At 59.0% G+C, this 14,200-nt stretch carries 20 protein-coding genes; 8 read left to right on the top strand and 12 right to left on the bottom strand.

Going from position 1 to position 14,200, the window contains the following annotated elements:
• Nucleotides 1-38: 38 nt before the first annotated feature.
• Nucleotides 39-362: a hypothetical protein gene (locus ACIP90_RS00800; RefSeq protein ID WP_400575894.1), complete on the top strand. Its 324-nt coding sequence runs from the start codon at nt 39-41 to the stop codon at nt 360-362.
• Between the two features lie 64 nt (nt 363-426).
• Here the strand turns inward: ACIP90_RS00800 and ACIP90_RS00795 are convergent, their stop codons facing one another.
• Nucleotides 427-1,098: a hypothetical protein gene (locus tag ACIP90_RS00795; RefSeq protein ID WP_400575892.1), complete on the bottom strand. Its 672-nt coding sequence runs from the start codon at nt 1,096-1,098 to the stop codon at nt 427-429.
• A gap of 536 nt (nt 1,099-1,634) precedes the next feature.
• The gene (locus ACIP90_RS00790) at nt 1,635-2,060 is read right to left on the bottom strand and encodes a hypothetical protein (RefSeq protein WP_400575890.1); all 426 of its coding nucleotides are present in this window, start codon (nt 2,058-2,060) and stop codon (nt 1,635-1,637) included.
• A 792-nt stretch (nt 2,061-2,852) separates the two neighbouring features.
• Here ACIP90_RS00790 and ACIP90_RS00785 point away from each other — a divergent pair.
• Together ACIP90_RS00785 and ACIP90_RS00780 are read left to right on the top strand one after the other, a co-directional pair.
• Nucleotides 2,853-3,431: a hypothetical protein gene (locus ACIP90_RS00785; protein ID WP_400575888.1), complete on the top strand. Its 579-nt coding sequence runs from the start codon at nt 2,853-2,855 to the stop codon at nt 3,429-3,431.
• A gap of 191 nt (nt 3,432-3,622) precedes the next feature.
• On the top strand, nt 3,623-3,838 hold the full coding sequence (locus ACIP90_RS00780) for a hypothetical protein (protein WP_400575886.1): 216 nt from the start codon (nt 3,623-3,625) through the stop codon (nt 3,836-3,838).
• Between the two features lie 114 nt (nt 3,839-3,952).
• On the opposite strand, the gene ACIP90_RS00775 is transcribed toward ACIP90_RS00780, so the two are convergent.
• The gene (locus ACIP90_RS00775; RefSeq protein WP_400575884.1) at nt 3,953-4,315 is read right to left on the bottom strand and encodes a hypothetical protein; all 363 of its coding nucleotides are present in this window, start codon (nt 4,313-4,315) and stop codon (nt 3,953-3,955) included.
• 321 nt (nt 4,316-4,636) lie between these two features.
• Here ACIP90_RS00775 and ACIP90_RS00770 point away from each other — a divergent pair, with 321 nt between their 5' ends.
• Nucleotides 4,637-4,963: a hypothetical protein gene (locus ACIP90_RS00770; RefSeq protein ID WP_400575883.1), complete on the top strand. Its 327-nt coding sequence runs from the start codon at nt 4,637-4,639 to the stop codon at nt 4,961-4,963.
• A 125-nt stretch (nt 4,964-5,088) separates the two neighbouring features.
• Here ACIP90_RS00770 and ACIP90_RS00765 read toward each other — a convergent pair whose 3' ends face one another.
• The gene (locus ACIP90_RS00765; RefSeq protein WP_400575881.1) at nt 5,089-6,015 is read right to left on the bottom strand and encodes a hypothetical protein; all 927 of its coding nucleotides are present in this window, start codon (nt 6,013-6,015) and stop codon (nt 5,089-5,091) included.
• Between the two features lie 528 nt (nt 6,016-6,543).
• Between ACIP90_RS00765 and ACIP90_RS00760 the strand changes: the two genes are divergently transcribed.
• Both ACIP90_RS00760 and ACIP90_RS00755 read left to right on the top strand, forming a co-directional pair.
• Nucleotides 6,544-6,969, top strand: coding sequence for a hypothetical protein (locus ACIP90_RS00760; protein ID WP_400575879.1), 426 nt, complete (start codon nt 6,544-6,546; stop codon nt 6,967-6,969).
• A gap of 66 nt (nt 6,970-7,035) precedes the next feature.
• The gene (locus ACIP90_RS00755; RefSeq protein WP_400575877.1) at nt 7,036-7,575 is read left to right on the top strand and encodes a hypothetical protein; all 540 of its coding nucleotides are present in this window, start codon (nt 7,036-7,038) and stop codon (nt 7,573-7,575) included.
• Between the two features lie 123 nt (nt 7,576-7,698).
• Here the strand turns inward: ACIP90_RS00755 and ACIP90_RS00750 are convergent, their stop codons facing one another.
• Nucleotides 7,699-8,337, bottom strand: coding sequence for a hypothetical protein (locus ACIP90_RS00750; protein ID WP_400575875.1), 639 nt, complete (start codon nt 8,335-8,337; stop codon nt 7,699-7,701).
• Between the two features lie 197 nt (nt 8,338-8,534).
• On the opposite strand from ACIP90_RS00750, the gene ACIP90_RS00745 reads away from it, so the two are divergent.
• Nucleotides 8,535-8,687, top strand: coding sequence for a hypothetical protein (locus tag ACIP90_RS00745; protein WP_400575873.1), 153 nt, complete (start codon nt 8,535-8,537; stop codon nt 8,685-8,687).
• Between the two features lie 243 nt (nt 8,688-8,930).
• On the opposite strand, the gene ACIP90_RS00740 is transcribed toward ACIP90_RS00745, so the two are convergent.
• The 7 genes from ACIP90_RS00740 to ACIP90_RS00710 all read right to left on the bottom strand — a co-directional run bounded on the left by ACIP90_RS00740 (nt 8,931) and on the right by ACIP90_RS00710 (nt 13,293).
• Complete coding sequence (locus tag ACIP90_RS00740; RefSeq protein ID WP_400575871.1) at nt 8,931-9,461, bottom strand: hypothetical protein; 531 nt, start codon at nt 9,459-9,461, stop codon at nt 8,931-8,933.
• Nucleotides 9,462-9,591: 130 nt separating this feature from the next.
• Nucleotides 9,592-9,993, bottom strand: a complete 402-nt coding sequence (locus ACIP90_RS00735) for a hypothetical protein (RefSeq protein WP_400575869.1) — start codon at nt 9,991-9,993, stop codon at nt 9,592-9,594.
• A gap of 136 nt (nt 9,994-10,129) precedes the next feature.
• The gene (locus ACIP90_RS00730; protein WP_400575867.1) at nt 10,130-10,594 is read right to left on the bottom strand and encodes a hypothetical protein; all 465 of its coding nucleotides are present in this window, start codon (nt 10,592-10,594) and stop codon (nt 10,130-10,132) included.
• Nucleotides 10,595-10,761: 167 nt separating this feature from the next.
• Nucleotides 10,762-11,376, bottom strand: a complete 615-nt coding sequence (locus ACIP90_RS00725) for a hypothetical protein (RefSeq protein WP_400575865.1) — start codon at nt 11,374-11,376, stop codon at nt 10,762-10,764.
• A 386-nt stretch (nt 11,377-11,762) separates the two neighbouring features.
• Entirely contained in the window at nt 11,763-12,023 is a 261-nt protein-coding gene (locus ACIP90_RS00720) for a hypothetical protein (RefSeq protein WP_400575863.1), read from the bottom strand.
• Between the two features lie 648 nt (nt 12,024-12,671).
• Entirely contained in the window at nt 12,672-12,944 is a 273-nt protein-coding gene (locus tag ACIP90_RS00715; RefSeq protein WP_400575861.1) for a DNA gyrase subunit A, read from the bottom strand.
• A 136-nt stretch (nt 12,945-13,080) separates the two neighbouring features.
• Nucleotides 13,081-13,293: a DUF4177 domain-containing protein gene (locus tag ACIP90_RS00710; protein ID WP_215052111.1), complete on the bottom strand. Its 213-nt coding sequence runs from the start codon at nt 13,291-13,293 to the stop codon at nt 13,081-13,083.
• Nucleotides 13,294-13,389: 96 nt separating this feature from the next.
• Between ACIP90_RS00710 and ACIP90_RS00705 the strand changes: the two genes are divergently transcribed.
• Complete coding sequence (locus ACIP90_RS00705) at nt 13,390-14,052, top strand: helicase associated domain-containing protein (protein WP_400575860.1); 663 nt, start codon at nt 13,390-13,392, stop codon at nt 14,050-14,052.
• The last annotated feature ends 148 nt before the right edge of the window (nt 14,053-14,200 follow it).

The following is a 14,200-nucleotide window of genomic DNA, read 5'->3' as shown; positions in this document are numbered from 1 at the left end:
CTTCTCGATCGAAAGTACCCGTTAGCTGGCGAAGGTCCATGAAACTCGCCGTTCCTGAACCCAGGGCGCCGGAGTCGGAATCGAGCACGTGGTCTGAACACCGCGTCGGGCTCATAATCAGTGGAGAGCAGGCTGGCCGCTACATCGCTGTTCAGCCCTCGGAACATGACGGGTGGGACGTCATGATCTCCCGGAGGCGCAGCAGTCGAGGCACCAGCGATGCCTATCAAGGCACCGCTGACCCGCGCCTACTGTCCCTACTTATGGAGTGGGATGTCCGATGGCTTCCCGTCGGAATCTACGCAGATGCCGTCACTCAGCGGTTCTTCCGGAACGCAATCGTGGCCGAGGACGGCCTCTAGCGCCCTGCCCGGTCGCGCGCATCAGACGAAACGCGGTTACCGGTTCCATCGGATGGCTGCCGGCTTAAGGGGAACCATTCACGGCACAGTTCGATAGGTCTAGTCCATGTTTGCCTTCCGGAACCCAGAACGTCGGAGCGTTTAGGTGCCCGAGAATCCTCCTTACGCGGGCAGTCCAAAGTCCTGGGACTCGTCCCTTCATTCGGATTGACGTGTCGTTTTCGCAATATCGGTTCGATCGAGCAGCCGGGTTCGCTTGCCAATGTTCAGCCACAGGATTAGCGGAGGCAATCACGGGGCGTTGATTAGCCGTGACTGGGAAGACCGCCGCGGCGGGCGTCGAGCTGATACTCGAGCGCCTGGACCTGTCGCAGTCTCTGTCGTGTGCTGGCTTCACCTTGACGGCAATGACTGCATAGAAAAGCGCACTGATCCCGTAAAACCATGCACCGTCCGGGTCAACGAATGAGTCATAGATGCTTAGGCCGACAATTCCGACCATCAAGATCGGAATCAGCCAGCGGCCAGACTTCAGATCTCGTCGCCTCTTGTTTAGTGCGGGACCCCAGTCGGCAAAAAGACTGGCGACGGGAAGCACGCCCGTGCGCAGCGCCAGCTCAAATGCCGCCATCTGCTCGTCGCTGAGCCGGGCATCGTCCTCGACGGCGACATCGTCTTTGACGACAAGCCGCCCGAGGAGCGGGGCAAGAAAAGTGACCCCAAAGGCAAAGATCACTGACCATGGCCACAGATGATCCCGGAAGGAGGATTGGGGATCGAGGGCAACTTGAGTGGCAACCCAAAGCTGGGCTGTTGCTATTAGCTGGAATGCATAGGGTCCCCAGAAACCCGGACGACTCAACTTCCGGCTCCAAGTCCTCTTCATTGCTGCATGCCCCCATAGGCAATCAACCATGTTGGCGTTCCTTGAGAGGACTCTACGCCTTCCGCGACGAGTGACAAGTGGAACGGCAACCGGAACGATCCTGATGGACTAGCCCAATTTAGGCGAAATCACTCGAGCGCTATGGCCAGCGACTGTGTCAAGCCGTTTTGGCCCCGGCTGGACGGCTTGAAGTGGACCCCGCGGATGATTGTCGAACGTAGCCGAATCCTCAATGCCTCATGGTTATGACCCCGTTGAAGGATTCCTCACTAAACGCTGGTTGGTGCGCCGGAAGCTACTACCAATCCCTTGCGCCGGCGGAGGGGCGATCGACGCCGTCGAAGGAAGATGAGACGATTCACTCCGCCAGCGCTTCGCTGCTGCAGCTAGCGTCTGCCCCAGGAGTTTCGACCGAGGCGCCACCTCGTTCCATCCGCTTCGATGATGAGCTTGCGGACGACGCCGCGCCCCAGCAAGCTTCGCCGCTCACTGATTCTGCCTCCTCCCTCGAGGTACACGAGCATCGCGAGACAGAGCTCCCGTAATGCTTTTTCTCGATATTCTTCGGCGTCCTCCTCATCGTCCTCTTCATCGAAGACCATTGTCTGCACGTCCAGCTCGGGAACGTAGGCGACCATGAATGCTCCGCCGTCGGCTCCGATGATGACTGAGCGTCCCTCGCTCATGCGGCTATTCACGAGTGAGTTGTAGGGCCAGATTTCGTGATCGGAGTTCACATCCGCCGTCACAAAATGCTCATGGAAGACGTCTGGAACGACGCGTCCGAGCATGGCTCTCATATCGATGGTCACGGTGACAGTTTCGCAGACCGACGCCGACACTTTGTAGGACTCAATCGCCCGTCTCGCACCAGGATCCAGCCGAGGAACCCCCTAATGCGGGGGTTCTCCCCTGCGCTGATGCCCGGATGTGCCGGCTGACCTCACACTCGGTGCTAAGCAAGCAGGACGGAACGTTGAACGTATGGAAGGGCGTAAGTGCAGTCACCCTAGGACGGCAGATAATCCAGCCACGATGACTGCAACAGCAAGCACCATCAACAGGGACGTGAGGCCGACGTCCACCGCGGCTAAGTCAGTTGCGCCGGCCAGTCTCGCGCCGATACCTTTCGTGCCAGATCCGGACAAAGATGCCGAAAAGCGTGAAGGCTAGGAGCGCCAGAACAAACGTCAGCCAGAGCAAGACTAGGTTGATTGGGCCCTCGCCATGCAGGAAACCTGACAGTAGGGACCAGCCCGTTATCCCAGAAACCGCCATGAGGACAAGAAGCAACCAGGATGGCGAGTTCGAAATCAAGCGTCCTAACATGCCCAAAGCCTATGGGTCTTCACACCGAGAATCTATGGTTCTACTTGAGGTACTCATTTCTCGCTACAAGCTCGACTCGCTACAGCCGCACACCGACACCGTACGTTTTGTTGGGTGCCTGAGACGCCCCAGCGTCAGTTCAGGGTCTCCGGCAGCCGATTGCGGAAGCCAGAACGGGACAGTGTGGCTTAGTCCAGCGCTGATTCACCTGAGAGCCGTAGCCGGGGGGACGCGGAGGGATAGCCGTAGCGCGGTGGCGGTTGGAGAATTGCGTCATGGGTGGAGAAATGTACGAGCGCAGGGACCCCGCTCCAAACCACTCCTCGCTCCGTGACCGCATGAGGGCGGAACTCGAAGCCTTTGGCCCCTATGGAGCCCGAACAGATACACAGAAAAACGAGCCTGGCAGGGTATCCACACCCGTAAGACGAGGTACAACCGGAGAAACGGTCATCGTACGGTTCTCCATCGCGTCAGGGCCCGGAGCCGGAGCCGACGCCCCCGAGTGCCTGGCAACCTTTAAGCCCGATCGACCCGGCCCCTATCACGCCGCATTCCTCATCACAGCCCTCGCCACCGAGATGACCGAGTTTGCCACGAGGCGGTTATTCTCAGGTCTCGCCGACACCTTGAAATCCATTAGCCTTACGCAAGGCACCGCACACAGTATCAACGTCGATGGCAACCAAGTCCTCGGCTGGGCACTATTCGCGAACGGCGCGACCGGAATAGCCTGCGAACACCGAGACCGGGTACTCATGTGGCTCGGGACTGAGCAAGCCATGATGCCCGAATCGATCTATACAAAAACCGTCGACGGTCTTCGGATGAGCGCAGGCATTATTCAAATCTAACGCTGGGACATCCTAGTTCAGTTCTTAGACGTAACGCGGAACGGGACGGTTCCGACGTGGTGTTTCCTTCGTCGTCGCGACTGCTCGCTTTCAGAGTGCCGGCGGCCGCAGCCAGCGCTCTTGACTCTTGATGTGAATCAACTGCAAGCCTAGTCTCGCCGTACAGCGTCACCTTATGAATTGGAGATCTTATGTTTCCGAAAAAAGGCCAGATCTGGACCTACCGCGAAAGAGCCAGAACTCTTGCCTTCTTCTGGGGCTTGTCGTTTATCTGCATGTTGATTGCTGGAATCTACTTCGTTTTTACTCAGTCGAACTGGATCCTGGTCATCCTGGCGCTGCTTGGCTTAGGATCCGTGGCCATGTTCTTCTTCAGTAGCGAACGCGAGCACCGTGACGAACCTTAACCTTGGGTACCTCAATCGGATGCGCAGAACTCCCCATGTCCTAATCTGCTGGGCCGTTCGTCCCATGGGGAACCCTCAAGGAAGCGATTTAGGGCGAACCAAGAAGCTTGGTGATCACTGGGAGAAGTATCCTTCGGGATCCGGGCTCCATAGTTCTGTGGCCTCTTCCAATGCTCTGTCGATGTCTTCGCCCGCAATCGGGAAAACGCACTCAATACCCTGTTCCGGCCACCGGAAAGCCATGGATAAGGCGGATCCGGTGATCTCTTTGTCGAACCAAAACGTAATGGTCCAAAACGAGTGGTGACCTTCGTGCGTTACGACCTCGGCCAGGGATGCCGTGGACTCCTCTTGTTCCAAGGTCAGCTGCGGTCCAAGGTCCGGCTTGTTCCATAGGTAGGAGCCCGACTGTTTGCTCAGTTCCCGTTGCATGTCCAGGGACAACGGGCCGCGAAATCTCACACTGATCTGGGCCATTAGACCAAAGGGGTACACCTCGGCGTAATTGAGGGTGCAAGCCCCGCCGCTTGGACGAATGACTCCTTGACCAGCAATCAAGCCTGGGAACCAGTGTTGTGGTCGTCTCGGCATGCGTCCTCCAACGTCTCGTGGGGAGTGCTCCGTGTGCCCCCCAGGGGATGAAACGGTCACTCGACTGCACTCACAGTAGCCCGCTGGCCCCTCTGACAAAAGGAACCCTCAGCGCGACACCTGGGTGCTGAAGGCACGATGGGGATCGCCCGTTGGGCAGGCATTGTTCATTGGTACCAAAGCAGAGCGGCCCCCTAGGCTGATCGCATGGAACGACTGTCCAATCCGCAGCAGGCCATCCTTCAGCAAATTGTTGAGCATGCCGGGAATCTCGCATCCGTGTTGGAGTCTCAGTTCACTTGCTGCACAAGTAAACCCATGGAGGGTTGCGGAGAGTGCTTCGAGATTGAGGTTACGGGAGATGTTCCGCGCCTTCCGGAGGGTACTGAATGCCCGCTTGGCTTTGCCGTCCTCGAAGGTACCGGCGCCCTCTCCATAGAACTCTGGCATGAAGACGGACTGGTCAACGGGTTGGAGGTCAACTCATACATTCACCCTCATGCGGCGCTGACCGATCTCGTGATCGTGGACTAGATTTTCTCTCAATTCGTTATTGAAGATCCTGCCCAAACCGGGGGATTCCCCAAGAAGACCTTGAGGACACGATTTCAAAGCGTAACCTCTACGGGAACGTTTTCGGGGACCGAGTGACGGCAAGATCATGGTGTGTGCCATGCCCGCCCGTGGCGGTATCGCGTTGCTATTCCCGGCAGACCGGCGGGTGTGAGGTCCACGACGTCGAAGACTCCGTGCTCGTGGGGAGGTAAGAACTCGGGTTCGGCCCACTGTGGCACCCCTGCGTCCGCGGTTTCCAATTCTTGGGCCGGATCGACGCTTGGACTTGCTGCTTCCATCACGTTACCGGTCCTCTGGACTGGGATCCCGCCGAATGCGTGCCCGGCGAAGGCGAGAAGCCCCGTACGGGCCTCGGGAGGCTCGGTCTCTCGGGAAGGCAGCATGGAGCTCTTGTCCCATAACCAGGCAGCGCGGGCAAGGGAGCGAAACGTATCGTGGTCCAGGGAATTGACAGCATCAATCCCGTGCACCGGGCAGTAGTCACTGGCCGGGATGCTGTCGGCGCTCCATTCCTCCTCCTCGCCGTCAATGTCGCGGCGTTGAGCTTCCGAGCGGCAGAAGCAACCAGGCGCATCGCCTTCTTCCGGGTCGATGCCGTTGCCATACGACGGATCCAGGCCCGGCGCCCAGACCGGTCCCCCGGCACAGGGCACCGTCCAAACCGTTTGGCGTGCCTGCCAGTGCGCCCACCACCGCCAAAGGTTCTTGCCCCCCGCAATCACTGTCAGCGCCGTCGCCGGACCGGCAAACTCAGCGACGATGGGTTCGAAGGAACCTCCATCCGATGGCGGGACCTGGTTTACCGCGATGGACCACTGAACCGCGAACCAGCCCCACAGCACAACCGACAAGCCGGCCAGTCCCGCGGTGACCCAGCGTCCCTGGATCAGGGCACGGCGTTCGGCCGAGAGCGCGTTCGGTCCCACCTGCACCGTCGAGCCGTCTTTCAGTCGTTCCGCGAGCTGCCTGATTGCTCTCAGCTGCCGGGACGAGGACCTGGCCTCAGCCACAGCCAACACAAACGCCCCCACGGCCCCAACTGCCCAGACGGGAGCAGACGCAGCCCCTAGAGCGCTATGCAGTCCCGCGCAAACTGTCAGAAGAATGACCAGTCCGAAGGCACTCGCCCTACCCAATGCCCACCCCAGTAGTGCAAACAGTGCCGCTCCAGCCGCCGCAACAGCACCGACGACATTGATCGGGACGAGCGATTCCTCCCAGGAGAGCGCCGGTTCCTCCCATCCCCGATCAACCACGAAGGCGAGAGCAATGGTGACCAAGCCGGTCAGCCATGCCGCCAAAGCGGGCCGGAACGCGGAACGTCGCCTGGGCAAGCCGATCCAATCTGACTTGCTTGGGCGGACCAGATCTCGGACGTTTTCCATGGCATTATCCTGCCCGGTCACCGCCCCGTTCCACGAACCCTGACCGGGCAATCGGAGGGTCCTAAAGGGATCCCTCCGCGTACCAGCTTTGGGACGAGGATAAAGTGATCGCATGAAAGCGCCGACTGAAAGTTGTCTTGAGCAGGTACGAGCGTGATCGAACTTCCCACTCTCATTGCCGCACTGTCGAGCGTCCTTCCTCCCCATGTATCAATGACGCAGCGGCCAGACCCGATGTATCCGCAGGACGTTCTCCTCGAGTGGAGACCGAAATCCGAAGGGGCCAGCATCCTCGATGTTGGTTGGGAAGCAGACGGCGGCGACATCCAGATCGCCTTCGGCACCCGATACTTCGATCTACATCCGCCGAAGAAGGGTGCACCAGATGAGCGGCTCGATACCATCCTCGAGTACGCCGAAGCCATTTCTTTGGGTCGGCTCGTCACCTTCAGCGAAACAGAAGGGAGACGGCGAGTGGAGACGACCGTCTTTGGCTGTCGATCCGGCCCGCGCTTCTACAGAGCTCATGGAAGAGCAACGGGCGAACCCGACATCTACCTTCCTTACGCGCCATGGTGATGGAGAACGTCCGGTTGAGGATGCCCAAAGGGGCTATAACGCTGCGCGGCGGAGAGGAAGTAGGCGTTGATGGAGGACCAAGGCATAAATCCTGTACCTCGAAGCTGGCCCGAAAAGGCTCAGGACCTGAATCTCGATGTCCTTGTCCTGATACCGGTCCTCACAGCGGTGTTTCAGACCTTGCAGGACCCCATGGGGTTCTGGCCAGCTGTCGCCATCGTCGCTCTCATTTTTGTTGTCATGGTCTTGCTCCTCGGACTGCTTATAGCGCCGATAAGAAGAAAACGGATGGCACTGGATGCAGAACACGGAGTTTTCGAGTGCACTCATCGAGAAAGGGGATCACCGCTTAGACGTAAGTGGGCCACTGGATACGCGAAAGCCGAACCCGGGAGACTTCTATTCCAAGCAAAGACAGGAATTACAGGTTCTCTAGCAGGTCCATTGGTCACCTATACAGAACTCGACGTGGTCAGCCAGCCGACGAAAGCGCCATGGGGTATTTTTCCACGTGGAAGAGTAATTGAGTTGAGTACAGACAAAGGGACCGTGGAGCTGGCTGCTTCCGCATCAAGCATGGATCTGCTAATCAAACGATGCCCTTAGTGATGGTTGAAAAGCCCGTCCTACCCCGGCCTTACTGAACTTCTCGTGGACCCCAACTTGTCTACAGGAACATCACTCCGGCCGCCGCAAGGCTGACGCCGGACGCAGCGACTTGCGGCGTTCCTAATCACTCTCCGAACTCACGAAAGAGGAGGTGTTCTCCAGGAACCGCCCCGCCTGACGAAACTGCCAGACGACGGCGACATATCCGGCGAGAAATAGCCCGAGACACAGAATGAAGACGACAATGAGGGCACCGCTGGCCCGTGAGTTCAGGATCTGCGCTGCGAGCAAAAGCAGATAACTCGGACCTATCAGCAGGAAAAGCGCAAGGGACTGACGGGCCTGAACAGCGGCTCCCCGAGTAACTGTCAACTGCTCCTGCACGGGGGTTATCCGCCCGCTGATCTGCCTACTGACGGTCTTTTGTTCCTGCTTGTTCAGCCAGCTCACTGCTGCGGTCCGTTGCGGACGAACTTGGGGTTTAACCCTTTTGCGCGCATAAATGAAACCGGCGACCCCTGTGCCTAGCGAAGCGAGGAGAAGGCCCATGAGCAGATGGGTAGGCCATTCTTCCCGGAAATTTCCGAAAATGAGGAGTGAAATGAGGAAACCGATCCCGGTAAGAAGAAGGACGCCCACGGGAAAGTGGAAAAGGAAATATGTGCGAAGAGCCCGGCTGATTCCGTAGTCAGTGATCCCCTCAGCGACACCCGCGGCCGTGGCCCAGCGATCCGCCGTTTCAGCATCAGCATCAGTCACCGTGACCATCCCATGAACAAAGAACCCCGCAGTACTTGTAGATCCAACGGTGCGCTGCGGATAAGGACTTGTCTATAGGAACATCTCCGCAGGCCGCGATGACGCTGCCGCGGGCGCAGCCACGTCCAGCCAAACCCGCAGGAACTGCCACTACTGTGAAAGGACACAAGCAGTCCTACAGCAGGCAAGGAACCCCCGTGGCCGACGAGATCTGCATGACCGAGGACGATACCGTCACCCCCGGCCCGAGCCCAATCGAAGACTTCCTGGAGCTGCGCCTGCTCACCGCTGGCCCGCCTACCGGCCCCGTAGACTTTCCCCTGAAGGACTACCGGCTCGACGAGCCGTAACCAATGCAGCGCTGCCGCTGCAAACCAGATTTCCTAATTCTGTATTAGCGGCTCCATTTGAGCTTTCGAAGCCGCCGCCGTGACGGGTTTCCAGAGACCGGGCGCCAGTGGACTCCTGCAGATTTCCTGTCCCTGGGGGCCTCGCAAAAGAATGGCTACCAGTTGGCCGGGGCTTCTAGGCGGGTCAGTTTGGGGAACCCTCATCGGGTTTGAGGCCAGCCGCAGACGACGTAACTCCTTGAGTCAACGAACTCTCTGGATTCGGCTAGGTGCCTTGCTTGGAAGACGTACCGACCAGCCCATCCGTGCAATTGTTTTCCCTGAGTCTGCGAGACGCCACGCTGATTCTTTAATCTGCTCATCGCGCAGCCAATCAAGGCGTTCCACCGGCCGCTGAAGTTGGCGAAGTAGCCAGGCGGCAGCGAACGTACCGTACGTTTCCGGCGCCTCGACCAGGCCGATTACAGTGAGTCCGTCGCCGTCGTACACGTGGTTGTCAAGGACATGAGAATCGCCCCATTCACCTTCCAGAGCTCGGCCGTAGGGGCCTTCGTTCCAGTAGCCGATCTGAAGCGTACAGGTGCCGCGCGGGACGTCGATTCCGGGAACGTTGAGAGTTACGACTATGGGTTTCATGCGGGCGAGCACCGTGAACGAGCCGAGCTGGACGTCGGGAATGGACCACGCGGAAATTCCGCGGGCGATTCCGCTAAGGAATTTCGCCTCTTCGGGCGTGCGGGGTGGATCTCCGTCAAGCTGTCCCTGAGCCATCATGCTGAGAGCCTAATCCAGTTGGGTGGACGAACATCTACTGGGCGTGAAAGGAAATTAGCCAGTGGCCGTACGAAGGACGAACCCTCAACGCGACACTTTCCGTACCGGCCTAGGCTTTTCGCAGGGAAAGCTACGTATTCCGGTTGTACGGTTCCACGCCATGTTCCAACTCCACCCAGAGCCGATCACGGTCGGGGCCGGTAACGGCTGTTGCGTCGAGCCTGAAGTCGAGGTGGGTTTGAGGATGGGAGGTGACAAAGTACCCGCCCCGCAGTTCCTCCGCAGCGGGCCAGTCGGGACCGTAGTCCTCTTCTAGGTATTCGTGCTTCCCATCGAGCCAGTGCACTTGCGTCCACATCCGCTCCTGCTTCAACCAGAAGACGGGGAACGACCGCATAGGCATGACACCGGTGGTAACCCATCCCATAGCTTCGCCGTTCAGCGACAGTTCCCACACCCCATCTCGAAAAGCATCCAGACACGGGTCCTTCGGCCAGTCCTCTTCATCGAACCATTTGTCTAGCCATGCCATAGGCCAGTTGTAGCAGCCCACGCCCCGAGCGACCAAGCACCGCGAACGGCCCTGCAATGCGGCGCAAGCCGAACCCTCAACGAATCAGGAGGTCCGCCAGTGGCCAGGAACGAGCAGGTCGTGAGCTGTGAAGCCTTTAGTCCATGACTTCAATCCTGGCTTTAACACCCTCGGCTTTTACGCCCGCCCGGAGGATTCTTACAAGCCGTTCATCATCGTCGCCCATGAAGTACAAGTCGAAGCTTGCTTCACCAACGCCATCACCGTCATACACGCCGGCATTCTGCGCGCTCACTCGCTGTTCAAGACTGTCAGCCCGGCGCTGATAGGCCGTTCGCTCCGCTTCTGTTCCGAACTCGGACGATAGAGGGAGATGCACAACCACCTGGGCGTCGAAGGCGGGACCAGCCTGCGTACGCTCCAGCTTTCGCATCATGTAATAGATCTGGCCCGCCGTGCCAAGGACTCCCAAAGCGAGCAGTGATCCGCCCCATCCCCGCGATCCGGTCAAGAGCAGAACGATTCCGGCCAACAGCGGCAGAGGTGGCCACCATAAACCGCTGAACCACAAGAAACCCAACAAGTCCGCCTCCATCTGCAACAGGAACTGAAGAAGTGTAGCCGGAACCCTCAATGGACAAATTAGGTGAGACGGTCAGTCGCACACCCTTCGTCGAATTGTTTCTGCTCTTTCATCGGGCCAAGACGGCCCCCTACAAGGGCCAGGTTGCGTCTGGAGGGACCATCCTAGGCAATGCCATGGGTTGACTACGGGTTCGCCCTCCGCCGATTTCTCGCCCTGAGTATCGTCCAAAGGGCGGCGGCTATGGCCAGGAGCATAACTGCAATCGGCAGCAGGAGTGGCAGCGCGAAGATGTTACCGGCCGCTCCGGCGATACCGGCGATGCACCCGAGACTGATTCCAATAATTGCTAGGACAATGGCGGTTCTCTTCCAGGCTCTGGCGTCACGGTCGCTTAGATCTGGTGCCTTGAATAGAGGAGGGCCTTCCGGTTCGTGCAGATGAGCAACAAACAAAGCCAGGAGCATTTGGACCAACGGTTGCACCAGCGGGGAGTCTTGATCCGGCTGTGCTGCGAGGATGGCGATGACCGCGATCGTGATGGCCACGGCCACAACGACGCTGAGGACGATGAAATACTTCCAACGTCGTCGGGTTAGGAGCAGCCTGCCGGATTTGGTCTTTCCGCCCAGGATCATGGCGGCCCAGAGAAGCAGGATGGCGCACAGCAGGCTCCCGCTGATCCTGAACCAAAGCTCGATCTCCGGGCGCCAGATCAAAAAAAGCGAAGCTATGGCGAGGGCGATGACTACCAGAGCGACAGGGATCCGGAGCCTGGCGTCAGTGTCTATAGATGCCATGGGCTAAGTGCATTCTTGGGTTGTGCTCTTGTCAATAGGCGCGAGGGCTGGCCTGAGCGGTGCTCCGAGTGCTGTGGATGGGCCATCTCTCAAGGTCTGATATACAACAGAAAGGTCGCAGCGAGGAAGCAACAAACAGACAGAAAGAATGGAATCATCATGAGTTTTTGTTTGCTGCTATATGGCTCGCCCTTGGGCGCCGGGTTTTTCATCAGGTAGACCATGGTTATCGAGCCCAGAAGGACGCTCACCATTATCAACAGGTTCGACAAGTACATGTCACACCACCTAGGCAACTGCTTTGGGCCGCCGGGGGAAGAGTCAGCATGTGCCCGCCATCCTATCCGGCAACGGGACTGTCGGCGCCACCAGCATCATGGCAAGGGTCAACCAACGGTCAGGCTAAGCACGATGGCCAGCACTCCAAGGCAAAGGATGGCAACACCGATGAAGACAACAAACTTGGAACCCGGGGGCGTGCTGGTGATAGTCGGTGGTGTGCGGCCGGCGGCTTCGTAACGTTGGGCCGTGGTGTCGTACCGCTTCTGAATCACGGCCGCGGCTGCTGAACGGAATGAAAGTACCGTCGCGCCCAAAAGAATAAAGACAATACCCAGGACAAGTGCTGCAATCTGGAAAGGTGTCATCGACGTATCTCCTTACCAATTGAGATTCAGGAATGAAGCAACAATCAAACCTAGACCCATAAGGACTGCCACAACCCCAACGGAGGCCACTCGGCCTGGAGTAGAATTACGGGCAGTCTGCTCACCATACTTACCAAAGCCGGCACGCTGGGCATCAGCATTGGTTCTGGCTATGCCGCTCCTTTTGACTAATATCCCAATTCCTATTGCCAGGCTAAGCACGCCACCCAATAGAGCCGGCCAGAAAATGGTCATGTCGTTTCCCTAGGATGCTAGCGGCTACTGCATTGCGAGTGAGCCTACTGCCCCATGTGACTGGAGTAAATGGCGACGCAAGCACGGTGCACCGCCTCATAAGGGTGCCGCGTTTCATGCCCCGGACGAGGGCGCCCAAACCTCGACGCTACTTTCGTCCAGTCAGGGAACAGCCTCAGCCTGCGTAGACGTCGTAGGAGAATGTACGGGCAGCCACCGACGCCGGCGGCGGAATCCGATGTTCCTGTTCTGGTCATTTCTCCCCCAACTACTGGCAGCCGGTGCCGCCGCTAATTCACCTAAAGCATGCGGAAGGTTGACGTACAAGTAGTACGGGCTTGGCAACACTGAGCCCTCACGGGGAACCAGTAATCGACGGAGAACACGAAGTCCTCAGCGACCATCAGGCAACTTTGATCTAAGTTCTTCTGCACGGGATGCGAGAGCCTGACGCTGGTCTCGGGTGAATCTTCTAGCCTGCAGGTCGAGGACTGCCCGGCTGCCCAGCTCTCCCACACCCAACAGCTGACCCAGCCGACGGATTGCTTCGTCCCGGCCCTCTGAATCCTCGATCGTCTGGAAGACCTCGTTACGCCGATCCATCGCCTGTACCAGGGCATAGAGGATCATCAATTCTTGCCTGGTCTGCCGCTCATCCTCATCCATGCGGCGATTCTTGCACGACGGAAGTCATTGGGCATTGCGTCCAGTTGAGGATCGTTTACTGGGCACCTTACGACAGCGAACTGTCTCGCCGGAGCGCGGGCCATGCAAACGCCGCAGCTCGTTTCGCGATGTGCAATTATCCGAGGCTCTCGAACACCAGCGTTGCCTGGATGCGGTCGCCGCCGCCGATCATTCCCTTACTCCCACTGCTCGCGGTGGTTATCGTGTGAAGTCGGTAGCCCTTCGCGGCCTGATCGTTGATGGCTTTCTCCAAGGAGGTCAGGTTGCCCGAACCAGTTCCCCACAGTTTCTCTTTGAGGATCACTTGCAGGACGACATACTGCTGCATGACAAGACTTCCTTCCGTTGCTGGCCAATTGGGGGCAATGCTACTCGATGCGGCGGGGGCGCTCCTCCGGTCACCACTGATGGCAGGATGGTTCCCGTGGCGAAGACAAGGCGCGATGCGGCTCCGAATCAGGAGTGGGTGCTGATGTACCGGGGCGGCCTCACCCAGGCACGGATCGCCGAGCTCGTTAGAGCCCCTGCCTCGACGGTCCGGTATCACCTTCGTATTGCCGCCGCTGCGGATCCAGGACTGCGCCCCGCGCACGAAGCGGCTGCAGTCAGGAAAACCATGGTCACTGCCCAAGGCCTGGAGCGAATGCAGCAGCTGGTGGCCATGGTTCAGGAGACGGGACGCTACCCGTCCACGAACGCAGAGAGCACTTCCGAACGCACCTTGGCCTCATGGCTTCAGCGGCGGCGTGAGGATGCGCGGGCCGGGACACTGCCGCCGGCCTTCAGGGAGGGCCTGGCAGTCCTTCCGGGCTGGGAAGGCAAGCCCCGTGCCGAAGCCGACGAGGAAAGATGGCAGGTGCGGCTTACGGCCCTAGTCGCCTATAGGGCAGCGGGCAATGACTGGCCACGGCACAAAGCATTCATCACCGGCGAAGAGCACGACCTGGGCGTCTGGCTGCACACCCAGCGGTACAAGGCCCGCCGCGGGGACCTCGATCCCCAGAAGACCGACGCCCTGGACGCCGCCGTCCCCGGCTGGCGGACAGGCAGGCCGCGCGGCCGGCGGGCCGGAAGCCACACATCCTGACAGCGTCGTGCCGCGGTTTTTCTCTGAACCGGCATTCGGCCGCGGCGGCAGCACCGAGAGCAATGGAAGCCGTTTGGGGCACGAACAGACCCTACCTGCGGACGGTGGCCGCAGGTAGAACGATGGACACACCCGAGTAAGGCAGGAG

Source organism: Arthrobacter sp. NPDC093139, from assembly GCF_044754165.1.
Classification (GTDB): Bacteria; Actinomycetota; Actinomycetes; order Actinomycetales; family Micrococcaceae; genus Arthrobacter.
The sequence above is the reverse complement of the archived record's forward strand: the minus strand, read 5'-3'. Positions and strand labels throughout refer to the sequence as shown.

Bases quoted from the DNA above. Each gene is read 5' to 3' on its own strand.
- ACIP90_RS00800 (WP_400575894.1), top strand. From the start codon at position 39: ATGAAACTCGCCGTTCCTGAACCCAGGGCGCCGGAGTCGGAATCGAGC.
- ACIP90_RS00785 (WP_400575888.1), top strand. From the start codon at position 2,853: ATGGGTGGAGAAATGTACGAGCGCAGGGACCCCGCTCCAAACCACTCC.
- ACIP90_RS00780 (WP_400575886.1), top strand. From the start codon at position 3,623: ATGTTTCCGAAAAAAGGCCAGATCTGGACCTACCGCGAAAGAGCCAGA.
- ACIP90_RS00775 (WP_400575884.1), bottom strand. From the start codon at position 4,315: ATGGCCCAGATCAGTGTGAGATTTCGCGGCCCGTTGTCCCTGGACATG.
- ACIP90_RS00770 (WP_400575883.1), top strand. From the start codon at position 4,637: ATGGAACGACTGTCCAATCCGCAGCAGGCCATCCTTCAGCAAATTGTT.
- ACIP90_RS00740 (WP_400575871.1), bottom strand. From the start codon at position 9,461: ATGATGGCTCAGGGACAGCTTGACGGAGATCCACCCCGCACGCCCGAA.
- ACIP90_RS00735 (WP_400575869.1), bottom strand. From the start codon at position 9,993: ATGGCATGGCTAGACAAATGGTTCGATGAAGAGGACTGGCCGAAGGAC.
- ACIP90_RS00725 (WP_400575865.1), bottom strand. From the start codon at position 11,376: ATGGCATCTATAGACACTGACGCCAGGCTCCGGATCCCTGTCGCTCTG.
- ACIP90_RS00720 (WP_400575863.1), bottom strand. From the start codon at position 12,023: ATGACACCTTTCCAGATTGCAGCACTTGTCCTGGGTATTGTCTTTATT.
- ACIP90_RS00715 (WP_400575861.1), bottom strand. From the start codon at position 12,944: ATGGATGAGGATGAGCGGCAGACCAGGCAAGAATTGATGATCCTCTAT.
- ACIP90_RS00710 (WP_215052111.1), bottom strand. From the start codon at position 13,293: ATGCAGCAGTATGTCGTCCTGCAAGTGATCCTCAAAGAGAAACTGTGG.